This is a genomic window from Pseudonocardia alni (assembly GCF_002813375.1).
GTDB lineage: Bacteria > Actinomycetota > Actinomycetes > Mycobacteriales > Pseudonocardiaceae > Pseudonocardia > Pseudonocardia alni.
The window spans coordinates 2,712,179-2,736,805 of record NZ_PHUJ01000003.1 but is presented as its reverse complement, the minus strand read 5'-3'; the positions used below and the strand labels follow the sequence as shown (position 1 = coordinate 2,736,805).

Genomic DNA, 24,627 nt, shown 5'->3' with positions numbered 1-24,627 from the left:
CCCGGCCGGATCTCCGCGCCGTCCGTCCCCCGCAGGACCTCGCGAAGGAGCGAACCTTGTCGTTGCGCAGCCCGTACCCGGACGTCGAGATCCCTGACGTCTCTCTCACCGAGTTCCTGTTCGTCGACGGGTTCGGCGACCGGGCGGACGCGCCGGCGATCGTCGACGGCACCACCGGTGACCAGCTGACCTACACCGAGTTCCACGGCCTGGTCGAGAAGATCGCCGGCGGGCTCGCCGCCCGCGGCATCGGCACCGGCGACGTCGTCGCGCTGTTCGCGCCGAACCTGCCGCAGTGGGCGGCGCTGTTCCACGGCATCCTGCGCGCCAACGGCATCGTGACCAGCGCGAACTCGATGTACACCGGCGGCGAGCTGGCCCACCAGCTGAAGGACTCCGGCGCGAAGATGGTCATCACCGTCTCGCCGTTCCTCGACCGGGCCGTGGCCGGGGCGAAGGAGGCGGGACTGTCCGAGGACGTCGTGCTCACCATCGACGCCACCGAGGGCCACGACTCGCTCCGCGATCTCGTCGGCTCCGGCGCCCCGGCCCCCGAGCTGACGACCACCGCGACCGACACCGCGGTGCTGCCGTACTCGTCGGGCACCACCGGCCTGGCCAAGGGCGTGGTGCTGACCCACCGCAACCTGGTGGCGAACCTGCTCCAGATCCAGGCCATGGGCGACGTGACCAGCGAGACCAAGATCATGGCGTTCCTGCCGTTCTTCCACATCTACGGCATGACCGTGATGATGAACCAGGGTCTGCACGCGCGCGCCACCGTCGTCACCATGCCGAAGTTCGACCTCGAGCAGTTCCTGACCATCACCCAGGACCTGCAGGTCGACCGGCTCTACATCGCCCCGCCGGTCGCCGTCGCGCTGGCCAAGCACCCGATCATCGACAAGTTCGACCTGTCCTGCGTGAAGACGGTCTTCTCCGGTGCCGCCCCGCTGGACGGCGAGCTCGGCCGCGCCGTCGCCAAGCGGCTGGACTGCACCGTGCTGCAGGGCTACGGCATGACCGAGCTGTCCCCGGTCAGCCACTGCATGCCCGACGACCGCGGCGACCTCGACCTGAACTCGTCGGGCTTCGCGCTGCCGAACATCGAGTGCAAGCTGGTCGACCCGGAGTCCGGCAAGGAGGTCGGCGTCGGCGAGCGCGGCGAGCTATGGGTGAAGGGCCCGAACGTGATGGTCGGGTACCTCAACAACTCCGAGGCGACCGACGCCACCAAGGACGCCGACGGCTTCCTGCACACCGGTGACATCGCCGTCGTCGACGACGAGGGCGTCTACTCGATCGTCGACCGGGTCAAGGAGCTCATCAAGTACAAGGGCTACCAGGTGCCGCCCGCCGAGCTGGAGGCGCTGCTGCTGACCCACGACAAGATCGCCGACACCGCGGTCATCGGGGTCAAGGACGCCGACGGCGAGGAGGTCCCGAAGGCGTTCGTGGTGAAGCAGGCCTCGGGTGCGGACCTGACCGAGGACGACGTCATGGGCTTCGTCGCCGAGAAGGTCGCGCCGCACAAGAAGGTGCGCGTGGTCGAGTTCATCGACCAGATCCCGAAGTCGGCCTCGGGCAAGATCCTGCGCAAGGACCTGCGGGCCCGGGAGAACGAGAAGGCCTGACCCGCACGACCGGCCGTTCCGTCGTCGGCACCCCCTTCCCCGGGGCTCCGCACCCGAGCTGCCGGCACGGATCCGGGACGTCGATCAGTACATCAGCGCTGTCGTGGGCCTGCCGGACAGCACTCAGGTACTGATCGACGTGGTCGGGGCGGTGCGTCCGGTCGGCCCGACGTCGGACAGGCGGCTCGATCCACCTCCGGCGTCCGAACCCGGCGGGGCGGGCGCGGTGATCCGCGGGGCGGCGGCGCCGTCGTGCTGTCCTGTACCCATGACCGCCGACGCCCCCGCCCCCGTGCGACTCGGCCCGTCCGATGCGGGCGAGGTCCTCACGCTGCAGCGGGCCGCCTACGTCACCGAGGCCCGGGCGCACGACGACCTGTCCCTCCCACCGTTGACCGAGGAGCTGCCCGCGGTCCGCGAGGAGCTCGGCCGCGCCTCGGTGACGGCCTGGGGCGTCCGCGACGACCGGGGCCGGCTCGGCGACGCCGTGACGACCGTCGCGCTGTTCACCGGCGAGCACAGCGCGGGCAACCTCCGCCTGTACCGGCGGGCCGGCTACGTCGAGACGCACCGGGCGGGCGCCGGCACCTACGAGCTGGTCCACCTGACCAAGGCCCGCACGTCGGGAAGTACCTGAGCACTTCTCGGCGGGACGAGTGCGCGTCAGCGGCCCGCGGTCTGCTCGGGGGGCTCGCCGAAGGCGCGCGTGTAGGCCACGCGGAACCCGCCTGGACGCAGGAAGCCCCAGCGGCCCGCGATGCGGCCGACCGACGTCGCGTCGCCGGAGGCGCGGAGGTCGGCGCGCACACCGTCGAGCCGGGCCCGCCACAGCACGGCGGCCGGGTCCGTCCCGGCCCGCCGCAGCCCGGCGACGGCGGCCCGGGCCGGGCCCCCGGTCAGCCGGGCCAGCTCCGCGGGGTCGAACGGCCGGTGCGCGTGGGTGCGCAGGTGCTCGGTCACGCTGCGGACCAGACGGGAGGGCAGGGCCGGGGTGCGTGCGCTCCCGCGCCGGCCGGCCTCGTCGAGCACGGTGTTCGGGAACGTCTCCAGGAACCGCGAGGCCAGCAGCCCGAACGCCTCGTCGAGGGCGACGGACCCGTCCAGCAGCATCGGGTTGCCGAGCACCCGGTCGCGCACGTGCACCACGGTCGTGGCCCAGCGCCGCGCGTGCGCCCCGCTCAGCGGGGTGATCCCGGACAGTCGCACCCGGTCGACCGCGACGCCGTGCACCTGCCCGGCCCAGCGGGTCAGGGCCGCTGTGTCGAGGGCGACGACGTCGAGGTCGATGTCCTCGGCGAGGTCCCGGAAGCGGCCCTCGGGCGGGAGCACGCCGACGTCGCCGGGCTGCAGCAGCACGGTGCCGTACGCCTCGGTGTCCAGGCGCATGCGTCCGCCCTGCACCAGGTCGATCATGAAGGCGTTCTCGACCGGGTCGACCGTCGCGTCGATCTCGGCGGTGACCCACAGAGCGCTCAGCGAGAACCCCGGGGCGGCGACGGTCTCGTTCCCCATTTCGAAGTCGCGGCCGTCGCCCACCGGCCGTACGACCGCGCCTGCGTAGAACTCCGCGGCGAACCGTTCGACGTCGGCCGCCGACCCCATGCGCAGGCTCAGCCGTCGCACTCCGTTGCCGGGCGGTTGTCCGTTCACTCGCCCTCCACCGGTGCACCGGGTGATCGGATGCGGAAAGCTACCCCGTGACCGGGCGTCGGCGCGACCCGCGCCACCGCGGAACGGTCGGGGCCCGGCCGTAGCCTCCACCCATGGCGACCCCCTGGACGATCACCGTCGACTGTGCCGACGCACGCCTGCTCGCGGAGTTCTGGAGTGCCGCGCTCGGCTACGCCCCCGCCCCTCCGCCGACCGGGTTCGAGAGCTGGGAGGCGTGGATGGTCCACCACGAGGTGCCCGCCGACGAGTGGGGTGACGTCGCCGCGATCAGCGACCCGGACGGCGCGGGCCCGCGGATCTCGTTCCTGCGGGTCGACGAGCCCCGCACGGTGAAGAACCGGTTGCACCCGGACCTGCAGGTCTCCGGCGGCCGGCACCTGCCCGCCGAGCTGCGCGGCGAGCGCCTGGCGGCGGAGGCACGACGGCTGTGCGCGCTCGGCGCCCGGGTCGTCGAGGAGCACCTGTCCCCGGGTTCTCCACATGTGGACCACCTGTGGATGGCCGACCCGGAGGGCAACGACTTCTGCATCGTGTGAGCCCACCCCGGGTATCCGCCGATCATGGGAACGAAGGACGGCACGGTCGCGATCGTCACCGGAGCGGGCTCGGGCATCGGCGCCGCCACCGCGCGGCGGTTCGCGGCGGACGGGGCCACGGTCGTGCTGACCGGGCGGACGAAGGAGAAGCTCGACGACGTGGTGGCCGGCGCCGACCCGGCGGTCGCCGAACGGATGCACGTGCTGGTCGCCGACTCGTCCGACGAGGAGGCGATCACCCACCTCGTCGACGAGGTCGCGTCCGGCTTCGGGCGGCTGGACACGCTGGTCAACAACGCCGCGGTCGCCCGGCCGGGCACCGCGGAGCAGACCTCGACCGAACAGTGGCGGTTCGTGCACGCCGTCGACGTCGACGGGGTCTTCTTCGCCTCTCGCGCCGCGGTGCCGCACCTGCGCACGACCCGGGGGTCGATCGTGAACGTGACCTCGGTGTCCGGGCTGGGCGGGGACTGGGCGAACGTCGCCTACAACTCGGCGAAGGGCGCCGTCGTCAACCTCACCCGGGCGATGGCGCTCGACCACGGCGGCGAGGGGGTCCGGGTCAACGCGGTCAGCCCGTCGCTGACCCACACGGAGATGACCGAGGGCATGACCGGCGACGAGGACCTGATGGCCCGCTTCGCCGACCGCATCCCGATGGGCCGCGGCGGCGACCCCGGCGAGGTCGCCGACGTGATCGCCTTCCTCGCCGGGCCCGACGCGCGGTTCGTCACCGGGGTCAACCTGCCCGTCGACGGCGGGCTGTCCGCGTCGAACGGGCAGCCGCGGATGTCCTGACCGGGTCAGGGGGCGTCGGCGAGGTCCGCGACGTCGCCGGCGCAGCCCCAGGACAGGGTGATGCCGGAACCGCCGTGCCCGTAGTCGTGGATCACCCGCGGCCGGGTCGCGGTGGCGGGCTCGGCCTCCAGCCGCACCTCCGGGCGGGCCGGGCGCAGGCCCGCGAGGTGCTCCAGGACCTCGGCGTCACCCAGGGCGGGGACGATGTCGCGGCAGCGTCGCAGGATCGCCTCGCCGGCGGCCGGGTCCGGCGTCGCGTCCCAGACGCCGTCGTCGAGGGTGCCGCCGAGAACGCAGTCGTGCGCGCGGGGGTGCACGTACGCGCGTCCGCCGGGGTGCGCCTCGTCGCGGACCGACATCGTCAGGCCGGGGTTGGTGACGCGCACGATCTGTCCCCGCACCGGGGTCACCGCGGTGTCACCGACCAGGGTGCGCGCGCCCATCCCTGAGCAGTGCACGACGAGGTCGGCGTCCCGGCCGGCCTCGTCGAGCAAGGTGACGCGGCGGCGTTCCAGGACGATCCCGCGGCGCCCGGCCTCGGCGGCCAGCCAGGGCAGGTGCACCGGCATCTCGACCAGCGGCACCGCGAAACGCAGGCCGTGGGCGTAGCCGGGCGGCAGCTCGCCGGGCCGGGCCGGGCGGACCTCGCCGACGGCGTCGGCCCACCACTGCGGCTCCGGCTCGGTCCGGTAGAGGGTCAGCGACTCCCGCATCACGACGCCGGGGACGCCGTCGGCGGCCTGCCTGGCCAGCTCGGTGAAGGTGCGCCGGCCCCAGTCGAGGACCTTGTCCCGCGGCCCGGCGCGGGTCGGGAACCACACCGCCGCGGCCAGGTGCGACGTCGACGCCTCCACCGGCGCGTCGGCCAGCACCCGCACCGACCAGCCCCGCTCCCGCAGCCGGACCGCGCAGCTCAGGCCCGCGATCCCGGCGCCGACCACCACCGCCCGTCGGTTGCCTCCCATGCCGGCGATCCTCGCAGCCACCGGCCCCGGATCGTCATCCGGACGTCGACGCCCGGTCACCCCCGGGGCGCACACTCGGCCCGGTGACCGCACCGCTGCTGACCGGCCCGGCGCTGGCCCGCCGCGCCGCGCTCGTCCTCGCCGTCCCGCTGCAGGCCGCGCTGGGCGCCCGGCTGCTCGACGACGCCGACCCGGCCGCCGGGGTCGCGTTCACCGTCGACGAGCTCGCCGACGGCGGTGCGGGCGGCGCGCACGCCGGTGCGCTGGCCGTCGGGCTGGAGGTGGCCGCGCTGCTCGCGGCCCTGCCGCACCTCACCGAGGCCGAGCACGCGGTGTCGGTGTCCACCGCGGTCACGCTGCCCGCGCAGGCCCGGCGGGGCCGGGAGGTCGCGTTCCGCGGAACGCTCGACCGGCGCACCGGCCGGTCCGCGTTCACGTCGGTGACGGCCGTCTGCGACGGCGTCGTGGTCGCCCGGGCCCAGGTCGTGAAGGCCGTCGTCGGCCTTCAGCCGGGGTAGGCGGCGTCGAAGAACGCCAGCTCCAGGTCCACCGCGCGCACGAACAGCGCCGCCACCCGCTCCCGGTGGGTGGGGTCGAGGCGGTCGGCGGCGCGGTCGAGCTCGTCGCGCAGGAACGCGACCCACTCCTCGAACTCGACGCCGCGGTGCAGCTCGATCCACTCACGGGAGATCCGGTCGTCGGGGGTGGTGGCGCCCGGCCGTGTCGCCCAGTCCAGGTACAGCCACTCGGCGACGACCAGCACGGCCAGCGTCTCGGCGTACCCGGCGTCGCGCGCGGAGTCCATCAGGTCGACGAACCCGACGGTCGGCGCGGTCCGCTCCGGCTCGGTGTTCCCGTCCAGCTCACCGAGCGAGCGCTCGAAGTAGTCGTTCTCCGGGCCCGCGACCAGCCCCAGCTGACGGGCCAGCCGGACCCGCGGACCAGGCCGGTCGGCCGTCGCGACGGCGGCGCCGAGCAGCGCGAGGAACGAGTCGACGAACTGCAGGTCCTGCTCCAGGTAGTGCCGCAGCACGCCGCGGTCCAGGCTGCCGGACCACAGCTCGTCGACGAACCGGTGTCCGACCGCCGCGTCCCAGGTCGCGGCCGTCGACTCGCGCAGCTGCACGCTGAATCCCATGCCGCCCAGGCTAGGCGCAGCCCCCGGACGCGGCCCGGGGTGTGACAACGGGCGACGCCCGGGTGACCATTGCGCAACGCACCGGCCGCCGCCGGCTGTGGCACCGAGGAGGGGAGGCGCCATGACGGAGACCGCGAACCGGACGGAGGCCGGTGGCGAGCTGAAGGCGGGGCTGCGCGACCGGCACGTCACGATGATCAGCATCGCCGGGGTGATCGGCGCCGGGCTGTTCATCGGCTCCGGCAGCGCGATCGCCACCGCGGGCCCCGCGGTGCTGCTGGCCTACCTCTTCGCCGGGACGCTGGTCGTGCTGGTGATGCGGATGCTCGGCGAGATGGCGGCCGCGCAGCCGGACTCCGGCTCGTTCTCCACCTACGCCGACCGGGCGATCGGGCCGTGGGCCGGGTTCACCGTCGGCTGGCTGTACTGGTGGTTCTGGGTCCTCGTGATCCCGGTGGAGGCCACCGCGGCCGCGGTCATCCTCAACTCGTGGCTGCCGGGGGTGCCGCAGTGGGGCTGGGCGCTGGCCGTCACCGTGCTGCTGACGGTGACCAACCTGTTCTCCGTCGCCAACTACGGCGAGTTCGAGTTCTGGTTCGCACTCCTCAAGGTGGTCGCGATCATCGCGTTCATCGTCGTCGGGGTGCTCGCGGTGCTGGGCCTGTTGCCCGGCTTCGTCGGCGACGACTCGTCGGTGTCGGGGCTGTCCCGGCTGGTGTCCGAGGGCGGGTTCCTGCCGAACGGGCCGGGCGCGGTGGTCGCCGCGGTGCTGGTGACGATGTTCAGCTTCATGGGCACCGAGATCGTCACGATCGCGGCCGCGGAATCCGGCGACCCGGCCCGCGGGATCGGCCGGGCCACCCGCTCGGTGATCTGGCGGATCGCGGTGTTCTACCTGGCCTCGATCCTGCTCGTCGTCGCGATCGTGCCGTGGAACGACCCGCGGCTGCCCGAGGTCGGCTCCTACCAGGCGGCCCTGGAGGCGCTGGGCGTCCCGTCGGCCAAGCTGATCGTCGACGTCGTGGTGCTCGTCGCCGTCGCCAGCTGCCTGAACTCGGCGCTGTACACGGCGTCGCGGATGCTGTTCTCCCTCGGTCGCCGCGGGCAGGCCCCGGACCTGGTCAACCGGACCACCGGGCAGGGCGTGCCGCGGTTCGCGGTGCTCGGGTCGACGCTGGTCGGGTTCGTCGCGGTGATCGCGAACTACGCCTTCCCGGAGGAGGTCTTCGCCGCGCTGCTCGCGACCTCCGGCGCGATCGCGCTGCTGGTCTACCTGGTCATCGCGGTGTCCCAGCTGCGGATGCGCCGGGTGCTGGAGCGCGACGGCGTCGCGATGCCGGTGCGGATGTGGGGCTACCCGGTGCTCACCTGGTCGGTGATCGTCGTGATCCCGGTGGTGCTCGTCTACATGGCCACCCGCGAGGGCTCGCGCTTCGAGCTGGGCATGACCGCGCTCATCGCGGCCGGCGTCGTGGGTGTCGGCGTGCTGCTCACCCGGCGTCGCGCGCGGGCCGTCGTGCGGTGACCCCACGGCGCTCGCCTACGGTGATCACGCGCGAGGGGGTGGGGCGATGACGGCGCGAGCACTGGTCCGCGACGGGACCATGCCGCTGTGGCAGCAGCTGCTCGCGGACCTGCGCCGCCGGCTGTCCGACGGCGAGTTCGACGAGGCCCTGCCCGGCGAGTTCGCGCTGGCCGCCGACTACGGGGTCAGCAGGCACACCGTGCGCGAGGCGCTGCGCCGGCTGCGGGAGGACGGCGCCGTCGTCGCCGGGCGGGGGCGGGTCGCCCGCCCGACCGTGCGCTCGGAGATCGAGCAGCCGCTCGACGAGCCGTACTCGCTCTACGTGGCGGTCGAGTCCGCCGGGCGCACCCAGCGCAGCGTGGTGCGGACCTTCGAGGTCCGCGCCGACGGCGTGGTCGCGGCCCGGATGGGGCTGGAGGAGTCCACGCCGCTGGTGCACCTGGAGCGGCTGCGTCTCGCCGACGCCGAGCCGCTCGCCGTCGACCGGGTGTGGCTGCCCGGGGAGCTGGCGGCGCCGCTGCTCGACGTCGACTTCACCCACACCGGCATCTACCCCGAATACCGGCGCCGCTGCGGGATCCGCGTCGACGGCGGCATGGAGAACATCCGGGCCGTGCTGCCCGGGCGCGGCGAGCGGGAGCTGCTCGGCATCGACGAGGGCGTCGCCGCCCTGTCGATCGAGCGGCTCGGCCTGTCCGCCGGGCGCCCCGTGGAGTGGCGACACACCCTGGTCCGCGGCGACCGGTTCTCGGTCACCGCCCGGTTCTCGTCCCGCTCGGGTTACCGGGTAAACCTCAACGAGCCCGGCTGAGGCGGGCTCAGGCCGGGACCGAGACGCCGATCCCGCCGCGGGTGTCCGCGCCGTAGCGGGCGATCTCGGCCGCGATGTCGAGCGGCTCGATGCGCATGTCGTGGTCGTCGCCGTCGATCAGGGCCGCCGGGACCAGCCAGCACACCTCGAACTCCAGGCCGTCGGGGTCCTTCGCGTAGAGCGCCTTGGTCGTGCCGTGGTCCGAGGCGCCGACCAGCGCCCCGGCCGCCTGCAGCCGCTCGCCGATCCGGGCGAGCTCGCCGAGCGTGTCGACCTCCCACGCCAGGTGGTAGAGCCCGACGGTGCCGCGGCCCGCCTGCGAGGCCCCGGCCTGCGCGCCGATCCCGAACAGGGCGAGGTCGTGGTCGTTGGTCGAGCCCTCGGCTTGCAGGAACGCGCCGCGCCCGCCCGGGAGCTCGACGACCGGGCGGAAGCCGAGGGTGTCGCGATAGAAGCCGACGCTGCGCGGGACGTCGCGGACGTAGAGGACGGCGTGGTTGAGACGCTGGACGGGCACGACTGCTCCTTTGATTGAACTCTCAACCGACTACCGTACGCGGTGACCCGTGAGAGTTCAACGAGTCACCAGCCAGGTCAGGACGACGGCCGAGCGGGTGTGGTCGACGTTCGCGGCGAGCCGCAGCCGCTCCAGAGCGTCCTCCAGGGACCGCACGTCGCGCGAGCGCAGCAGGACCAGTGCGTCGGCCTCCCCGGTGACCGTCCCCGCCGTGACGACCTCCGGCACCGCCGACAGCATCCGCTGCAGCTCGGCCGGGGCGACCGTGCCGCGGCAGAACAGCTCGACGTAGGCCTCCACACCCGGGGTCCGTTCGGCGTCCGGGTCCACCTGCACGGTGAAGCCCCGCACCACGCCGCGGGCGGTCAGCCGGTCCACCCGGCGCCGCACCGCCGACGCCGACAGACCCACCCGCTCGCCCAGCTCGGCCCAGCCGGCCCGCCCGTCGACCCGGAGGAGGTCCAGCAGTCTGCGGTCGATCGCGTCGATCCCGTCCACGACGCCGGATGCTAGACCGGAGCGCGCGGAACCGGCGCCGAACCGGTACAGCACGCCCAGATCGTGCGCCCGAAGCCGGGAAACGCACGGGGTAAGCGCGCCATGCTGTGCCCATGACCTCTGTGCTGATGTGCCGCCCCGAGCACTTCACGGTGAGCTACCGGATCAACCCGTGGATGCGTCCGGAGCAGGCGACCGACACCCGGCTCGCGCTGGCGCAGTGGGAGACCCTGCACGCGGTCTACCGCGACCTCGGGTTCGACGTCCGGCTCGTCGACCCGCTGCCCGGGTACCCGGACATGGTCTACGCCGCCAACGGCGGCACCGTGATCGACGGGACCGCGCTCACCGCCCGGTTCCGGCACACCGAACGCGCCGCCGAGGGGCCCGCGTACGGCGCGTGGTTCCGGGCCGCCGGGTTCGCCGTGCACGAGGCCCGCCACGTCAACGAGGGCGAGGGCGACCTGCTGCTCGTCGGCGACACCGTCTACGCCGGCACCGGGTTCCGCACCGACCCGCGTGCGCACGGCGAGGCCGCGGAGGTGTTCGGCCGCGAGGTCGTGTCCCTGCAGCTGATCGACCCGCGCTACTACCACCTCGACACCGCGTTCGCGGTGCTCGACCCGGCCGGCGGGCCGGGCGCGGTCGCCTACCTGCCCGGCGCGTTCGACGACGCCTCCCAGGAGGTGCTGCGGTTCCGCTTCCCCGACGCGGTGGTCGTCTCCGACGACGACGCGGCCGTACTGGGCCTGAACTGCTTCTCCGACGGGCGCACCGTCGTCCACGCGCCCCAGGCCGAGAAGTTCGCCGCCGACCTGGCCGAGCGCGGGTTCGGCACCGTCGGCGTCGACACCTCGGAGCTGCGCCGGGGCGGCGGCGGGATCAAGTGCGCCACGCTGGAGCTGCGGTCGTGACCGCCGTGGTCCCGGGCACCGACCCGCAGATCGCCCTCGCCGAGGAGTTCGGCACGGCGAACTACGCACCGTTGCCGGTGGTGCTGTCCCACGGCGACGGCGCCTGGGTCACCGACGTCGACGGCGTCCGCTACCTCGACGCTCTCGCGGGCTACTCCGCGCTCAACTTCGGGCACCGCCACCCCGCGCTCACCGCGGCCGCGCACGCCCAGCTCGACACGCTCACCCTGACCGCGCGGGCGTTCCACAACGACCGGCTGCCGGCGTTCCAGCGCGATCTCGCCGCGCTGACCGGCACCGAGGCCGTCCTGCCGATGAACACCGGCGCGGAGGCCGTCGAGTCCGCGGTGAAGGTCGCCCGCGCCTGGGGGTACCGGGTGAAGGGCGTGCGGCCGGGGGCGGCGCGGATCGTCGTCGCCGGGGGGAACTTCCACGGCCGCACGACGACGGTGGTCTCGTTCTCCGACGACCCGGTCGCCCGCGACGACTTCGGCCCGTTCACCCCCGGCTTCGACCGCGTCCCCTTCGGCGACGCCGACGCGCTGGCCGCCGCGCTCACCGACGACACCGTCGCGGTGCTGCTCGAACCGGTCCAGGGCGAGGCGGGGGTGCTCGTGCCGCCACCCGGCTACCTGCGCGCGGTCCGTGAGCTCACCGAGCAGCGGGGTGTGCTGCTGGTCTGCGACGAGATCCAGTCCGGGCTGGGCCGGGCCGGGGCCACGCTGTGCACCGACCTGTCGGGGGTCCGCGCCGACCTCTACACCCTCGGCAAGGCGCTCGGCGGTGGGATCGTGCCGGTCAGCGCCGTCGTCGGGCGGCGCGACGTGCTCGGCGTGCTGCGCCCCGGCGAGCACGGCTCCACCTTCGGCGGCAACCCGCTCGCCGCCGCTGTCGGGTCCGCGGTGTGCGCGCTGCTGGCGACGGGGGAGTACCAGGCGCGGGCCCGTGAGCTCGGCGCGCACCTGGACGCGCGGCTGCGCGCGCTGCCCGGGCTCACCGCCGTGCGCGGGGTGGGGCTGTGGTCCGGCGTCGACGTCGACCCGCGGATCGGCACCGGCCGCGACGTGTGCGTCGCACTCGCCCGGCGGGGTGTGCTGGCCAAGGAGACCCACGGCGTGACCGTGCGGTTGTCCCCGCCGCTGGTGGTCACCCACGACGAGGTCGACGTGCTGGTGGACACGTTCGGGGCCGCGCTCGGGGACCTTTCCCACGGGTAGGTGGCAGGCTGTCGGCCATGCCGACCCTCGTACTGCTGCGTCACGGTCAGAGCGACTGGAACGCGAAGAACCTGTTCACCGGCTGGGTGGACGTGCCGCTCTCCTCCCAGGGCGAGGCGGAGGCCCGCCGGGGCGGCGAGCTGCTGGCCGAGGCGGGCGTCGCGCCCGACGTCGTGCACACCTCGCTGCTGCGCCGGGCCATCTCCACCGCGAACATCGCCCTCGACGCCGCCGACCGGCACTGGATCCCGGTCAAGCGCGACTGGCGCCTCAACGAGCGCCACTACGGCGCGCTGCAGGGCAAGGACAAGAAGCAGACCCTGGAGCAGTACGGCGAGGAGCAGTTCATGCTCTGGCGCCGCTCCTACGACACCCCGCCGCCCGCGATCGAGAAGGGCTCGGAGTTCTCCCAGGACGCCGACCCGCGCTACGCCGGCGTCGACGCCCCGCTGACCGAGTGCCTGGCCGACGTCGTCGACCGGTTCCTGCCCTACTGGACCGAGGCCGTGGTGCCGGACCTGCGCGAGGGGAAGGTCGTGCTGCTCGCCGCGCACGGCAACTCGCTGCGCGCGCTGGTGAAGTACCTCGACGGCATCTCCGACGCCGACATCGCCGGCCTGAACATCCCCACCGGCATCCCGCTGGTCTACGACCTCGACGACGACCTGACGCCGACGAACCCGGGCGGGCGCTACCTCGACCCGGCCGCGGCGCAGGAGGCCATCGCCGGGGTGGCGAACCAGGGCCGCTGACCCCACCGCCCCCGCCCGCTGCACCCCCGGGGATGTCCCCAGGGTCACTTTCGTGGCTTAGAGCGCTACGAGAGTGACCCTGGGGGCACCCCGGGGCGGGTGGGGGAGGGGTTCGCTGAACCCACGGTGAACGGGGACCGAACAGTGTCGCGCGGAGGGGTCGCGGGCGTCACCATCCGGTGTCCGGCGCTGGTCAGGGGGTACCCCCGGCTGCCTACCATGCACCCGTGACCACGCTCGCGTGGCTGATCACGGCCCTCGCCCTGCTCCTCGGTCTCACCGCCGGGGCCGCACTGGCGCGACGGTCGTCGCACGGCCGACCCAGCCCCGGCACCGGCCGCCCCCCGGCGGACCCCGTGGCCGCCGACGGACCCACCCTCGGCGAGCTGCTGCACCGCACGTTCCGCCAGTCGAGCTCCGGGCTCGCCGTGGTCGGGGCCGGCGGCGAGGTGCTCCTGCACAACCCGCGGGCCGCCGCGCTCGGCGCCGTCGCCGGTGAGCGGCTCGACCCGCGCGCGCTCGCCGCCTGCCGGCGCGTGCAGGGCAGGGACCGGCTGCTCGCCTCCGGCGACTACACCGTCGATCTCTCGCCGCTGGACCGCACGCCCCGCGGCCCGGTCGCGGTGCAGGCCAGCGTCCGCTCCCTCGGCGACGGCTTCGCGCTGGTCGAGGCCGTCGACACCTCCGAGGTGGCCCGGCTGGAGGCGACCCGGCGCGACTTCGTCGCCAACGTCTCGCACGAGCTCAAGACCCCGGTCGGCGCGGTCGCGCTGCTGGCCGAGGCCCTGCTCGACAGCCTCGACGGCCTGGAGCCCGCCGACGGCGGTGAGCCCGACCCCGACGCCGTCTGCGAGGTCCGCCGGTTCGGCGACAAGCTGCTGCGCGAGGCCACCCGGATGGGGAACCTGGTCTCGGAGCTGATCGCGCTGTCCCGGCTGACCGGCGCCGAACGGCTCCCCGCGCTGGCCGCCGTCGACGTCGACGAGGTCGTCTCCGAGGCGCTGGCCCGCAGCCGCACCTCCGCCGAGTCGCACGCCGTCGAGATCACCGCCGACGAGACCTCGGGGCTGGTCGTCGACGGCGACCGCACGCTGCTCGTCACCGCGCTGACGAACCTGCTGGAGAACGCGATCGCCTACTCCGCGGCGGACTCGTCGGTGTCGGTGAGCCGCCGCTCGGTCGACGGCTCGATCGAGATCGCGGTGACCGACCGCGGCATCGGCATCGCCCCCGAGCACCAGCAGCGGGTCTTCGAGCGCTTCTTCCGGGTCGACCCGGCCCGCTCGCGGGCCACCGGCGGCACCGGTCTCGGCCTGGCGATCGTCAAGCACGTCTGCGCCAACCACGGTGGCGAGGTGCGGCTGTGGAGCCGTCCCGGCACCGGATCGACCTTCACCATGCGCCTGCCCGCCCGGATGGGCATCGGCGGCGCCCCCCACGGTGAGGCTGCCGCCGGCAGCTCCCCCCAGACCGCCGGAACCGGAGGATGAGATGACCAGGGTGCTGATCGTCGAGGACGAGGAGTCCTTCGCCGACCCGCTCGCGTTCATGCTGCGCAAGGAGGGGTTCACCACCGCCGTCGCGGCCAACGGCAACGACGCGTTGAGCGAGTTCGACCGCAACGGCGCCGACATCGTGCTGCTGGACCTGATGCTGCCCGGCATGAGCGGTACCGACGTCTGCAAGGCGCTGCGTTCCCGCTCCGCCGTGCCGGTGATCATGGTGACCGCCCGCGACAGCGAGATCGACAAGGTCGTCGGGCTGGAGCTCGGCGCCGACGACTACGTCACCAAGCCCTACTCGGCGCGCGAGCTCATCGCCCGCGTCCGCGCGGTGCTGCGCCGCGGGGGCGAGACCGGCGGCGAGACCGAGGGCGGCACCGGTGTGCTGGAGGCAGGCCCGGTGCGGATGGACGTCGAGCGGCACGTCGTGTCGGTCAACGGCGACGAGGTCGCGCTCCCGCTCAAGGAGTTCGACCTGCTGGAGTACCTGCTGCGCAACGTCGGGCGGGTGCTCACCCGCGCCCAGCTGATCGACCGGGTGTGGGGCGCGGACTACGTCGGCGACACCAAGACCCTCGACGTGCACGTCAAGCGGCTGCGGTCCAAGGTCGAGGGCGACCCCTCGACGCCCAAGCACCTGGTCACGGTGCGCGGGCTCGGCTACAAGTTCGACGTGTGAGCCAGGGGTTGCCCGACCGTCGATAACGGCTCGGTAACCTGATCGGGTGCGCCTGGCCGTTCTCGACGTGGGGTCCAACACCGTTCACCTCCTGGTGGTGGACGCCCACCGGGGTGCTCACCCGAAGCCCATGTCGTCGGAGAAGGACCAGCTGCGCCTGGCCGAGCACCTCGACCGCAGGGGAGCGCTGGGCCGCGACGGTGTGAAGGCGCTGCTGGAGAGCGTGCACCGGGCCCGGGACACCGCCCGGGCCGCCGGCTGCGACGACCTCCTGGCGTTCGCCACGTCCGCGCTGCGCGACGCGACGAACTCCGCCGAGGTCCTCGCCCGGGTGCAGCGCGAGACCGGGGTGGCGCTGGAGGTCCTGCCCGGCGAGGACGAGGCCCGCTGGACCTTCCTCGCCGTCCGCCGCTGGTGCGGCTGGTCGGCCGGGCGGCTGCTCGTGCTCGACATCGGCGGCGGCTCGCTGGAGCTGGCCGTCGGGCGCGACGAGACCCCCGACGTCGCCGCGTCGGTGCCGCTGGGTGCGGGCCGGCTGACCCGCGACGCGTTCACCTCCGACCCGCCGTCGCGGGCGGAGGTCGCCGCGCTGACCGAGCGTGTCCGCGACGAGATCGCCCCCGTCGCCGGACGGCTGCGTGCCGCGGGGCGCCCGGACCGGGCCGTCGGCACCTCCAAGACCTTCCGGACGCTGGCCCGGCTCGCCGGTGCCGCGCCGTCCAGCGCCGGGCCGGGCGCCCGCCGCACGCTGACCGCGCAGGGCCTGCGCCAGCTGTCGGCGTTCATCACCCGGATGTCGGGTCCCGACCTCGCCGAGCTCGACGGTGTGAGCGCCAGCCGGGCGCACCAGCTCGTCGCCGGGGCGGTCGTCGCGCAGGCCGCGATGGACGCCCTCGGCGTGACCGAACTCGAGATCTGTCCGTGGGCGTTGCGCGAGGGAGTGATCCTCCGGCGCTTCGACATGCTCGATGGGACGAACGGGGACGACCGCTCGGCGCAGACATCCCCGGGCGGGCTTGGACCCTTGACAACACACAGGGCACGGTGGTCGTGATGAGTGTGGACAGCGGAGAGCCTCGCCAGCGGACGGTCGCGGAGCTCCTGGCCGCCAACGGCGGCCAGCAGCCCGGACGACGCCGCCGTCGTCGCGCCGCGGAGGACGACGAGGGGCCCGGCGCCCCGTCGCCCGCGGCACCCGCGCGGACGGACGTGGCGGCCCCGCCGCGACGCCCCGCGGCCGCCGACCGTGTCCGCCCGCCCGAGGGCGCGGGCGGGTTCGCCCCGCGCGGCGGCGACGGCCCGCCCCCCATCGAGCACCCCTCGTTCCCGCCCGCGCGCCGCCCCGACCCCTCCGAGGGGCAGGCCGGGCGCGCACCGGAGCCGTTCGTGCCGAACGGCAACGCCCCGAACGGTGGCGCCCCTCACGGTGGCGCTCCGAACGGCGGCAGCCCGAACGGTGCTGCGCCCCACGGGGCCACGGCCTTCGGTGGCGCCCCGAACGGTGCCCCGCCCCGCAGGCCGCAGGGCCCGCCCCCCGGTCAGTGGTCCGCGGGTCCCGGTCCGGCCCCGCAGGCCCGTCCGCTCCCGCCCGAGCCGCAGGGCCCGCCGAACGGCCGCCCCCACGGTCACGACGACGGACCCGCCACCCAGGCCTGGGGTCCCCGCGACGCCCCGCGCCCGGGCGGTCCGTACGGCCCCCCGCCCGGCGCGGCCGACGACGGCCCCGACGAGATCCCCACCAGCCGGCTCGGCGCCCGCCGCCCGGCCCCCGCGGCCGACGACGACGGCGGCCCGCCCACCCAGTTCGGCGCCCCGCCGCTGGACGACGAGCACGACGGCCCTCGTCCGCATCCGGCCGACGCGGGCCCGCCGACCGGCGCCTACGACCCGTACACCGACGACTACGACGACCGGCAGGGTGACGACGACCTGGGCCGTGACGACCGGGGCTACGAGAGCCGGGGCTACGAGAGCTGGGGCTACGACGCCGACCCCCGCTACGACGCCGACCCCCGCTACGACGCCGACCCCCGCTACGACGACCGCCACGGCCCCGCCGGGTACGACGACGGACCCGGCTCCGCCGACGGCGGCCGCACCGGCGTGCTCGCCCCCGAGCGCCCGCAGGACGACGACTACGACGACTACGAGGACCACGGCGAGCTCGCCGCCGGCGCCGTCGAGGAGGACGAGCCCCCGCGTCGCCGCTCCGGACGCCGCGGTGCCGTCACCGACAGCGGTGCGCAGCCGCCCGCGGGCCTCGACGGCGACACCCCGGCCGGTGCGGCCGGAACCGGCCAGGCCTGGGCGGTCGTCATCGCCCAGTGGATCGGCGGCGCCGTCGCCGGTGCGGCGATCTGGGTGCTGTTCCGCTACCTGTGGACCTCGCTGCCGATCGTGGCGCTGTCGCTCGCGGTCGTGCTGACCGTCGGGCTCGTGCTCGGCGTGCGGGCCCTGCTGCGCAACGACGACCTGAGGACCACGTTGTTCGCGGTGCTCGTCGGGCTGCTGCTGACCGTGTCCCCGGCGATCCTGGTGTTGTTGGACCGGTAACGATGAGCGACGGTGCGACGACTCCACGATTCGTGACACCGTCGCGCCCGTCCACCGCCGACCTGCCCGGGGCGGCACCCGTCGCGCTGTCCACGGCCTCGGTCTACCCGGAGGGCGTCGCCGCCGGGTTCGAGATCGCCGGTGAGCTGGGCTACGACGGCGTCGAGCTCATGATCTGGACCGACCCGGTCAGCCAGGACCCGCGCGCGGTCGAGCGCCTCGCGCACCGCCACGGGGTGCCGATCCTCGCCGTGCACGCCCCCTGTCTCGCCGTCACCCAGCGCGTCTGGGGGGCTGACCCGGTGCACCGGCTGCGGCGCACCGTCGAGGTCGCGGCCCGGCTCGGCGCGCGCACCGTGGTGGTGCACCCGCCGTTCCGCTGGCAGCGCCGCTACGCCGGCGTCTTCGCCGACGAGGTCGTCCGCGCCCACGAGGTCCACGACGTCACGCTGCCGGTGGAGAACATGTTCCCGGTGACCCGCGGCGCGATCAGCACCGTGCCCTACGCGCTCGGCCACGACCCGACCGAGGTCGGGTTCGGCGCGTACACCCTCGACCTGTCGCACACCGCCGCGGCCGGCGTCGACGCCCTCGACCTCGCCGGGCGGATGGGGGACCGGCTCACCCACCTGCACCTCACCGACGGCTCCGGCGCCCCGCGCGACGAGCACCTGGTCCCCGGCCGCGGGGCGCAACCGTGCGCCGAGGTGTGCCAGCGCCTGGCGGACTCCCGGTTCGCCGCGGACGGCGGCACGGTCGTCCTGGAGGTGTCGACCCGGCGCTGCCGGACCCGGCAGGAGCGCACGGCGCTGCTCGCCGAGTCGCTGCTGTTCGCCCGGCTGCACCTCACACCGACGATGTCCGCCGCCGCCCCTACCCGTGGGTAACATGCCCGCATGAGCAGTACGACGGTCCGGCCCTTCGCCGACTCGCACGTGATCGAGCACCTCGGGGACGGCCGGTTCCGCGCCCGGCTCGACGAGACCTGGGCGATCGGGGACAAGGCCTTCGGCGGCCTGCTGATGGTGCTCATGGCCAAGTCCGGGCTGGCCCGCCTCGCGGCCGACGACGCCCCCGCGCCCGACCCGCTGGCCGTCGCCGTGGACTTCCTGCGCGCGCCCGACCTGGGCCCGGTCGAGATCACGACCGACCCGCTCAAGATCGGGCGGACGGTGTCCACGGTCGCCGTGCGGCTGCACCAGGAGGGCAGGCTCATGCTGCACTCCACCGTCACCGCCGGCGTGCTGCCGACCGAGGCCCCACGCCTGGACGACGGCTCCGCGCTCGCCGTCGAACCGGATCCGGACGCGCTCGATCCGGCGTCGGCCGAGGGCGGCGCGCGCGGCCTGGCCGCCGCCTGCGAGCTGCGCTACCCGCGCGGCGCGCTGCCGTTCCTGCGCGGCGAGACCGGTCCGCCGGAGATGACCGGCTGGGTCCGCCCGCGCGGCGAGGAGCCGGACGTGTTGTTCGCGCTGATGGCCGGCGACATCCTGCCCCCGACCGTGTTCAACCTCGGCGGGACGTTCGGCTGGGCGCCGACGGTGCAGCTCACCGCGCTGCTGCGGGCCCGCCCCGCCCCGGGCTGGCTGCGGGTCGGGTCCCGGTCCCGCGCGGTGTCGAGCCCGCCCGCCGGCGGCGGGGTGTCGAGCGCGCAGTTCGACGAGGACGTCACCGTCGTCGACGCGCGCGGCCGCACCGTCTGCCAGGCCCGCCAGCTCGCCCTGGCCCCGCTGGCCCGCTGAGGGGTTCCTACGCTGCCCCCATGACGAGGATCGCGGTACTGGGCGGGGGACGGATCGGCGAGGCGCTGCTCGGCGGGCTGCTGGCGGCCGGGCGGGACGCCGGTGACCTGGTGGTCGCCGAGCGGTACCCGGCGCGGGCGCAGGAGCTGACCGCGTCGCTGGGGGTCACCGCGGCCCCGGTCGACGAGGCGGTGCGCGGGGCCGGGACGGTCGTCGTCGCCGTCAAGCCGCAGGACGTCGTCACGCTGCTCGGCGAGGTCGCCGGGGCGCTGGAGCCGGGCGCGCTCGTCGTGTCGCTGTGCGCGGGCCTGCCGACCTCGCTGTTCGAGGGCGCCCTGCCCGACGGCACGCCGGTCGTGCGGGTCATGCCGAACACCCCGATGCTGCTCGGCGCGGCGATGTGCGCGATCTCCCCGGGTGCGCACGCGACCCCCGCGCACCTCGACGAGACCGAGGCACTGCTGTCCACCGTCGGTGCGGTGCTGCGCCTGGACGAGGCGAAGCAGGACGCCGCGACCGCGCTGTCCGGCTCCGGGCCCGCGTACTTCTTCCTCGTCGCCGAGGCGATGATCGAGGCGGGCGTCGGGCTGGGCCTGACCCGCCCCGACGCGACCGAGCTGACCGTGCAGACCGCGCTCGGTGCCGCGCGGATGCTGCGCGAGACCGGCGAGCACCCCGCGGTGCTGCGGGAGAACGTCACCTCGCCGGCCGGGACGACGGCGGCCGCCCTGCGCGAGCTGGAGCGGCACGGGCTGCGTGCGGCCCTGGCCGACGCGGTCACCGCGGCGCACGACCGCTCGGTGGCGCTCGGTCGCGGCTGACCCGGGCCGTCGGTCCCTCGTTCAGCTCATCGTATGACGCAAAGTCACACGGACGCGCCGTGCTGTAGCACGATCGGGCCCCCTCTGGCGGACCGATCGTCACATCCGCCCCGGTAGACTGCATCTGCATCCCCCACCACCGGGCGAACCGGGGAACCCGTCTCGGGGGAGGAAGGCGGTGCCCCATGGCGGCGGAACGTCCCGAGCCCCTACGGCCGTCCCAGGTCCAGTTCCTGACGGTGGCCGAGGTCGCGTCGATGATGCGCGTCTCGAAGATGACCGTGTACCGGCTCGTGCACTCCGGCGAGCTGCCCGCCGCGCGGGTCGGTCGTTCGTTCCGCGTGCCGCAGCGCGCGGTCGAGGACTACCTGCGCAACGCCTACTTCGACGCGGGCTGATCCCCGGTGGGGTGAAGGCCGGTACGCCCGGGTAGACTGGTGAACCGGCTGCCGACCCCCACCGGTCGCATCGCGTCGTCGCTCCGCTCCGGCGGGCGTCGCCCGGCCCGCGCCTCGTGTCCACGTGCACGGATCGTGCGGGCGGCCCACTCCGAGGTCACCCGGTGGAGCGGTCGCTGACGATCTGCGTCGACACAGGAGGAGCACCCACATGGGCTCGGTCATCAAGAAGCGCCGCAAGCGGATGTCGAAGAAGAAGCACCGCAAGCTGCTGCGCAAGACCCGGGTGCAGCGCCGCAAGCTCGGTAAGTGACTCGCGCACCGGCCGCGCCCCCGCTCCCCGCGGGTGCGCGGCCGGTGTCGTTGTGGCGGTCCGTCCCCCCGGACGGACGCGTCGCGCACCTCACGTGCCGAACCTGCCCGGTGTGACGGGGCGGGACTACGATCGGCACGATCTCGCGTCAGCACCCGGTGAACGGAGCTCCCATGGACCGGCCGACCCCGAACGTCGTGCTGGTCACCGGGGTCAGCGGCTTCCTCGGCGGGCACCTCGCGGCCCGGCTGGCGGCCGACCCGGCCATCGACCGGGTGCTGGGCGTGGACACCGTCCCCCCGCCCCGGGATCTGCTGAAGCGGATGGGGCGCGCCGAGTTCGTGCGCGCCGACATCCGCAACCCGCTCATCGCGAAGGTCATCTCCTCGGCGAACGTCGACACCGTCGTGCACGCGTCGCTCTCGGCCAGCCCCGCCTCGGCGGGCGGCCGCGCGACGATGAAGGAGATGAACGTCATCGGCACGATGCAGCTCCTCGCCGCGTGCCAGAAGGCGACCAGCGTGCGCCGGGTCGTGCTCAAGTCGACGACCGCGGTCTACGGCTCCAGCTCCCGCGACCCCGCCGTGTTCGACGAGGCCATCGGGGCCAAGGACCTGCCCTCGGGCGGGTACGCCAAGGACGCCGCGGAGATCGAGGGCTACCTGCGCGGGTTCAGCCGTCGCCGCCCGGACGTCACCACCACGGTCCTGCGGTTCGCCAACTTCATCGGCCCGCGGATGGACACCGTGCTGTCGCGCTACTTCGCGCTGCCGGTCGTCCCCACCGTGCTGGGCTACGACGCCCGTATCCAGCTGCTGCACGAGGAGGACGGCCTCGCCGTGCTCGAGCGTGCCGCCACCCACGAGCTGCCGGGCGTGTTCAACGTCGCCGCGCACGGGGTGCTGATGCTGTCCCAGGCCATCCGGCGCGCGGGCAAGATCGCCGTCCCGGTGCCGAGCGGCGCGGTCGGCCCGGTCAGCCGGGTGCTGCGCGGCGCGCGCGTCGTCGACTTCTCTCCCGAGCAGATGCGCTTCCTCAACTTCGGCCGGGTCGTGGACCTCACCCGGCTGATCGACGACTTCGGCTTCGAGCCGCGGTGGACGACCACCCAGGCGTTCGACGACTTCGTGCGCGGCAAGGCGCTGGCGCCGGTGCTCGGCCCGGAGCGGATCGCCTCGCTCGAACGGGGCGTGCTCGGTCTGGCCCGGTCGCTGCGGTGACGGGTCGGGACGGCGGCATGCGGGCACGCGAGCAGGGACGGCCGGGCGGCCGCGGTGGTACGACGAAGGGCGACGGCATGGCCGAGGCGCGGGTGATCCCGATCCGGGGCAACCGGGGGCCTGCCCGGCCCGCGCGGACGGAGGAGCCGGCGCGGCCCGCGCCGGTCGCCTCCGCACCCGAGCCCGAGGACGACGAGGGCCCGGCCTGGGAGGCCGCGCTGGAGCAGGTCCTGGAGTTCCTGCGCCGCCGGCTCGCGGGCGACTACCCGATCGACGAGTTCGGATTCGACCGCGAGCTCACCGACGCGATGGTGCTGCCCGCCCTGCGCCCGCTCTACAAGCGCTGGTTCCGCGTCGAGACCATCGGCACCCACCACATCCCCGAGACCGGTGGCGCGCTGATCGTCGCCAACCACTCCGGGACGCTGCCGCTCGACGCGGTGATGACGACCGTCGCGGTGCACGACGACCACCCGTCGCACCGGCACCTGCGGCTGCTCGGCGCCGACCTCATGTTCACCATGCCGGTCTCCGGCTCGCTGGCCCGCAAGGCCGGCGCGACGCTGGCCTGCAACCCCGACGCCGAGCGGCTCATGACCTCCGGCGAGCTCGTCGGGGTGTTCCCCGAGGGGTTCAAGGGCATCGGCAAGCCGTTCCGGGACCGCTACAAGCTGCAGCGGTTCGGCCGCGGCGGGTTCGTCTCCGCCGCGCTCCGCACCGGGGTCCCGATCATCCCGTGCTCGATCGTCGGCGCCGAGGAGATCTACCCCAAGATCGGCGACCTCGCACCGCTGGCCCGGCTGTTCGGCGCGCCGTACTTCCCGGTCACGCCGACCTTCCCGCTGCTCGGCCCGGCGGGGCTGATCCCGCTGCCGTCGAAGTGGTACATCGAGTTCGGCGAGCCGATCCGCACCGACGACCACACCCCGGCCGACGCCGACGACCCGATGCTCGTGTTCAACCTGACCGACCAGGTCCGGGAGACCATCCAGCACACGCTGTACCGGCTGCTGTCCCAGCGGCGCAACGTGTTCCTGGGATGATCCGGCGGCCGGACCCGCTGCGGTGGCTCTGGTACGCAGTCGGCGGACGGCTGCGGTGTCGCTGCAGTACGCGCTGTTCGTGATGGAGGAGTCCGTCGAGCACCGCGTGACGAAGGCCGGCTACCCCGTGGGCACCGCCCGCGCCGCGACGGGAGGCCACCGCCGACGGGCGGGCCGAGGCCGCCCGCCGCTACGACGAGCGCTACCGCGGGGCCCCGCCGCCCTGAGCGGCCGGGCGGGTCAGCGCTTGCGGTAGGCCATCCCGGCCGCCACCGCCCCGGCGACGGCGCCCGCGCCGAGCACCGAGGGCACCCCGATCCGGGCGGCCTTGCGCCCGGTCCGGAAGTCGCGGATCTGCCAGTTGCGGGCCTTCGCGACGTCACGCAGCTCGGAGTCCGGGTTCACCGCGACCGCGGTGCCGACCGCCGAGAGCATCGGGACGTCGTTCACCGAGTCCGAGTACGCGGTGCAGCGACGCAGGTCCAGCCCCTCCGACGCGGCCAGTGCGCGGACAGCGTGCGCCTTCGCCGGGCCGTGCAGGATCTCGCCGACCAGCCGTCCGGTGTAGAGCCCGTCGACGGACTCCGCGACGGTGCCCAGCGCCCCGGTCAGTCCGAGCCGCCGCGCGATGATGCGGGCCAGCTCGATCGGCGTCGCGGTGACCAGCCAGACCCGCTGGCCGGCGTCGAGGTGCATCTGGGCCAGCGCCCGGGTCCCCGCCCAGATCCGGTCCGACATCAGCTCGTCGTAGATCTCCTCGCCGAGGGCGACGACCTCGTCGACCGGACGGCCCGCGACGAACGACAGCGCGGTGTCGCGGTGCCCCGCGATGCCGCCCTTGTCCTCCCGGCCGCCGACCCGGAACTTGATCTGCTGCCAGGCGAAGCCGGCCATGTCGGAGGTGGTGAAGAACTTGCGCGCGGCCAGGCCGCGGGCGAAGTGGAAGATCGACGCGCCGACCATCATCGTGTTGTCGCAGTCGAAGAAGGCGGCGGCGGTGAGGTCGGGCGGCGCGCCGTCCCCACCCTCCGGACCGTCGGGGTGGTCGTCGGCCTCGGCGGCGACGGCCGCGGCGGCGGAGGCCTGACCGGCCCGCTGCGCGGAGTCCAGCGCGGTCGCCCGCTCCAGCACCCCCGGCTCCTCGGAGAACCCGGTGTGGGTGGGCGGGTGAGACTCGCGGGTCCCGCTCTGGTCGAGAGGGGGGACGGACCCGGGATCACTCACCACGGCGGCCTTCCTGGTGCGACGGCGTCTCGCGTCCCGAGGGGATCGGGGCGCGGCCCCAGCCTACTGCCGGAACGCGGGAGCGGGCCCGGCCTCCGGTACGTGACACATGTCGACGCACCGGGGACCGGGCCCGTACCCGTGGTGTCCGGAGCG

The 24,627-nt window shown here is 74.4% G+C and carries 27 protein-coding genes; 21 read left to right on the top strand and 6 right to left on the bottom strand.

Annotated elements, in window-relative coordinates:
• Positions 1 to 56 precede the first annotated feature (56 nt).
• Both ATL51_RS13665 and ATL51_RS13660 read left to right on the top strand, forming a co-directional pair.
• Entirely contained in the window at positions 57 to 1,634 is a 1,578-nt protein-coding gene (locus ATL51_RS13665; RefSeq protein ID WP_100878797.1) for an AMP-binding protein, read from the top strand.
• A 268-nt stretch (positions 1,635 to 1,902) separates the two neighbouring features.
• Positions 1,903 to 2,271, top strand: a complete 369-nt coding sequence (locus tag ATL51_RS13660; protein WP_100878796.1) for a GNAT family N-acetyltransferase — start codon at positions 1,903 to 1,905, stop codon at positions 2,269 to 2,271.
• Between the two features lie 26 nt (positions 2,272 to 2,297).
• Here ATL51_RS13660 and ATL51_RS13655 read toward each other — a convergent pair whose 3' ends face one another.
• Positions 2,298 to 3,284, bottom strand: a complete 987-nt coding sequence (locus tag ATL51_RS13655; protein ID WP_157818354.1) for a helix-turn-helix domain-containing protein — start codon at positions 3,282 to 3,284, stop codon at positions 2,298 to 2,300.
• A gap of 113 nt (positions 3,285 to 3,397) precedes the next feature.
• On the opposite strand from ATL51_RS13655, the gene ATL51_RS13650 reads away from it, so the two are divergent.
• Positions 3,398 to 3,841 carry a VOC family protein gene (locus tag ATL51_RS13650; RefSeq protein ID WP_100878794.1) on the top strand — a complete coding sequence of 148 codons (444 nt, stop codon included), beginning with the start codon at positions 3,398 to 3,400 and terminating at the stop codon, positions 3,839 to 3,841.
• Between the two features lie 24 nt (positions 3,842 to 3,865).
• On the top strand, positions 3,866 to 4,639 hold the full coding sequence (locus tag ATL51_RS13645; protein WP_100878793.1) for an SDR family NAD(P)-dependent oxidoreductase: 774 nt from the start codon (positions 3,866 to 3,868) through the stop codon (positions 4,637 to 4,639).
• Positions 4,640 to 4,644: 5 nt separating this feature from the next.
• Here the strand turns inward: ATL51_RS13645 and ATL51_RS13640 are convergent, their stop codons facing one another.
• Complete coding sequence (locus ATL51_RS13640; RefSeq protein WP_167409999.1) at positions 4,645 to 5,604, bottom strand: FAD-dependent oxidoreductase; 960 nt, start codon at positions 5,602 to 5,604, stop codon at positions 4,645 to 4,647.
• 83 nt (positions 5,605 to 5,687) lie between these two features.
• Here ATL51_RS13640 and ATL51_RS13635 point away from each other — a divergent pair, with 83 nt between their 5' ends.
• Positions 5,688 to 6,122, top strand: a complete 435-nt coding sequence (locus ATL51_RS13635) for a PaaI family thioesterase (RefSeq protein WP_100878792.1) — start codon at positions 5,688 to 5,690, stop codon at positions 6,120 to 6,122.
• Here the strand turns inward: ATL51_RS13635 and ATL51_RS13630 are convergent.
• Positions 6,110 to 6,742, bottom strand: coding sequence for a TenA family protein (locus ATL51_RS13630; RefSeq protein WP_100878791.1), 633 nt, complete (start codon positions 6,740 to 6,742; stop codon positions 6,110 to 6,112). The two genes, ATL51_RS13635 and ATL51_RS13630, sit on opposite strands and share 13 nt — an antisense overlap.
• A 121-nt stretch (positions 6,743 to 6,863) precedes the next feature.
• Here ATL51_RS13630 and gabP point away from each other — a divergent pair, with 121 nt between their 5' ends.
• Entirely contained in the window at positions 6,864 to 8,267 is a 1,404-nt protein-coding gene (gabP, locus tag ATL51_RS13625; RefSeq protein WP_073576582.1) for a GABA permease, read from the top strand.
• Positions 8,268 to 8,313: 46 nt separating this feature from the next.
• The gene (locus ATL51_RS13620; protein WP_100880693.1) at positions 8,314 to 9,078 is read left to right on the top strand and encodes a GntR family transcriptional regulator; all 765 of its coding nucleotides are present in this window, start codon (positions 8,314 to 8,316) and stop codon (positions 9,076 to 9,078) included.
• A 7-nt stretch (positions 9,079 to 9,085) separates the two neighbouring features.
• Here ATL51_RS13620 and ATL51_RS13615 read toward each other — a convergent pair whose 3' ends face one another.
• Both ATL51_RS13615 and ATL51_RS13610 read right to left on the bottom strand, forming a co-directional pair.
• A complete protein-coding gene (locus ATL51_RS13615; protein ID WP_100878790.1) occupies positions 9,086 to 9,595 on the bottom strand; it encodes a VOC family protein in 510 nt (169 codons plus the stop codon).
• Between the two features lie 57 nt (positions 9,596 to 9,652).
• A complete protein-coding gene (locus ATL51_RS13610; RefSeq protein WP_100880692.1) occupies positions 9,653 to 10,084 on the bottom strand; it encodes an Lrp/AsnC family transcriptional regulator in 432 nt (143 codons plus the stop codon).
• 122 nt (positions 10,085 to 10,206) lie between these two features.
• Here ATL51_RS13610 and ddaH point away from each other — a divergent pair, with 122 nt between their 5' ends.
• From ddaH to ATL51_RS13540, 14 genes are all read left to right on the top strand, one after another.
• Positions 10,207 to 11,007 carry a dimethylargininase gene (gene ddaH, locus ATL51_RS13605; RefSeq protein WP_100878789.1) on the top strand — a complete coding sequence of 267 codons (801 nt, stop codon included), beginning with the start codon at positions 10,207 to 10,209 and terminating at the stop codon, positions 11,005 to 11,007.
• Positions 11,004 to 12,224, top strand: coding sequence for an ornithine--oxo-acid transaminase (gene rocD, locus ATL51_RS13600; RefSeq protein ID WP_100878788.1), 1,221 nt, complete (start codon positions 11,004 to 11,006; stop codon positions 12,222 to 12,224). The genes ddaH and rocD overlap by 4 nt, the downstream gene beginning before the upstream one ends.
• Positions 12,225 to 12,241: 17 nt before the next feature.
• Positions 12,242 to 12,976, top strand: coding sequence for a phosphoglyceromutase (locus ATL51_RS13595; protein ID WP_167409998.1), 735 nt, complete (start codon positions 12,242 to 12,244; stop codon positions 12,974 to 12,976).
• A 227-nt stretch (positions 12,977 to 13,203) separates the two neighbouring features.
• Positions 13,204 to 14,466: a sensor histidine kinase gene (locus ATL51_RS13590; protein WP_100878787.1), complete on the top strand. Its 1,263-nt coding sequence runs from the start codon at positions 13,204 to 13,206 to the stop codon at positions 14,464 to 14,466.
• Position 14,467: 1 nt separating this feature from the next.
• Positions 14,468 to 15,157, top strand: coding sequence for a response regulator transcription factor (locus ATL51_RS13585; RefSeq protein WP_062398072.1), 690 nt, complete (start codon positions 14,468 to 14,470; stop codon positions 15,155 to 15,157).
• Between the two features lie 46 nt (positions 15,158 to 15,203).
• Positions 15,204 to 16,211 (top strand): Ppx/GppA phosphatase family protein, encoded by a 1,008-nt coding sequence (locus tag ATL51_RS13580; protein WP_100878786.1) that lies wholly within the window; start codon positions 15,204 to 15,206, stop codon positions 16,209 to 16,211.
• Positions 16,211 to 17,710: a hypothetical protein gene (locus ATL51_RS13575; RefSeq protein ID WP_157818353.1), complete on the top strand. Its 1,500-nt coding sequence runs from the start codon at positions 16,211 to 16,213 to the stop codon at positions 17,708 to 17,710. The genes ATL51_RS13580 and ATL51_RS13575 overlap by 1 nt, the downstream gene beginning before the upstream one ends.
• A gap of 32 nt (positions 17,711 to 17,742) precedes the next feature.
• The gene (locus tag ATL51_RS13570; RefSeq protein ID WP_100878784.1) at positions 17,743 to 18,597 is read left to right on the top strand and encodes a sugar phosphate isomerase/epimerase family protein; all 855 of its coding nucleotides are present in this window, start codon (positions 17,743 to 17,745) and stop codon (positions 18,595 to 18,597) included.
• Positions 18,598 to 18,606: 9 nt separating this feature from the next.
• The gene (locus ATL51_RS13565) at positions 18,607 to 19,452 is read left to right on the top strand and encodes a thioesterase family protein (protein ID WP_100878783.1); all 846 of its coding nucleotides are present in this window, start codon (positions 18,607 to 18,609) and stop codon (positions 19,450 to 19,452) included.
• Positions 19,453 to 19,472: 20 nt separating this feature from the next.
• On the top strand, positions 19,473 to 20,273 hold the full coding sequence (gene proC, locus ATL51_RS13560) for a pyrroline-5-carboxylate reductase (protein ID WP_100878782.1): 801 nt from the start codon (positions 19,473 to 19,475) through the stop codon (positions 20,271 to 20,273).
• Positions 20,274 to 20,458: 185 nt separating this feature from the next.
• Positions 20,459 to 20,671, top strand: coding sequence for a helix-turn-helix domain-containing protein (locus tag ATL51_RS13555; protein WP_062398062.1), 213 nt, complete (start codon positions 20,459 to 20,461; stop codon positions 20,669 to 20,671).
• A 211-nt stretch (positions 20,672 to 20,882) separates the two neighbouring features.
• Positions 20,883 to 20,984 carry a 30S ribosomal protein bS22 gene (locus ATL51_RS13550; RefSeq protein ID WP_010241351.1) on the top strand — a complete coding sequence of 34 codons (102 nt, stop codon included), beginning with the start codon at positions 20,883 to 20,885 and terminating at the stop codon, positions 20,982 to 20,984.
• Between the two features lie 173 nt (positions 20,985 to 21,157).
• Complete coding sequence (locus ATL51_RS13545; protein ID WP_062398059.1) at positions 21,158 to 22,204, top strand: NAD-dependent epimerase/dehydratase family protein; 1,047 nt, start codon at positions 21,158 to 21,160, stop codon at positions 22,202 to 22,204.
• 77 nt (positions 22,205 to 22,281) lie between these two features.
• A complete protein-coding gene (locus ATL51_RS13540; protein WP_100878781.1) occupies positions 22,282 to 23,247 on the top strand; it encodes a lysophospholipid acyltransferase family protein in 966 nt (321 codons plus the stop codon).
• A gap of 240 nt (positions 23,248 to 23,487) precedes the next feature.
• On the opposite strand, the gene ATL51_RS13535 is transcribed toward ATL51_RS13540, so the two are convergent.
• Positions 23,488 to 24,378, bottom strand: a complete 891-nt coding sequence (locus tag ATL51_RS13535) for an HAD family hydrolase (RefSeq protein ID WP_062398055.1) — start codon at positions 24,376 to 24,378, stop codon at positions 23,488 to 23,490.
• Positions 24,379 to 24,627: the final 249 nt, after the last annotated feature.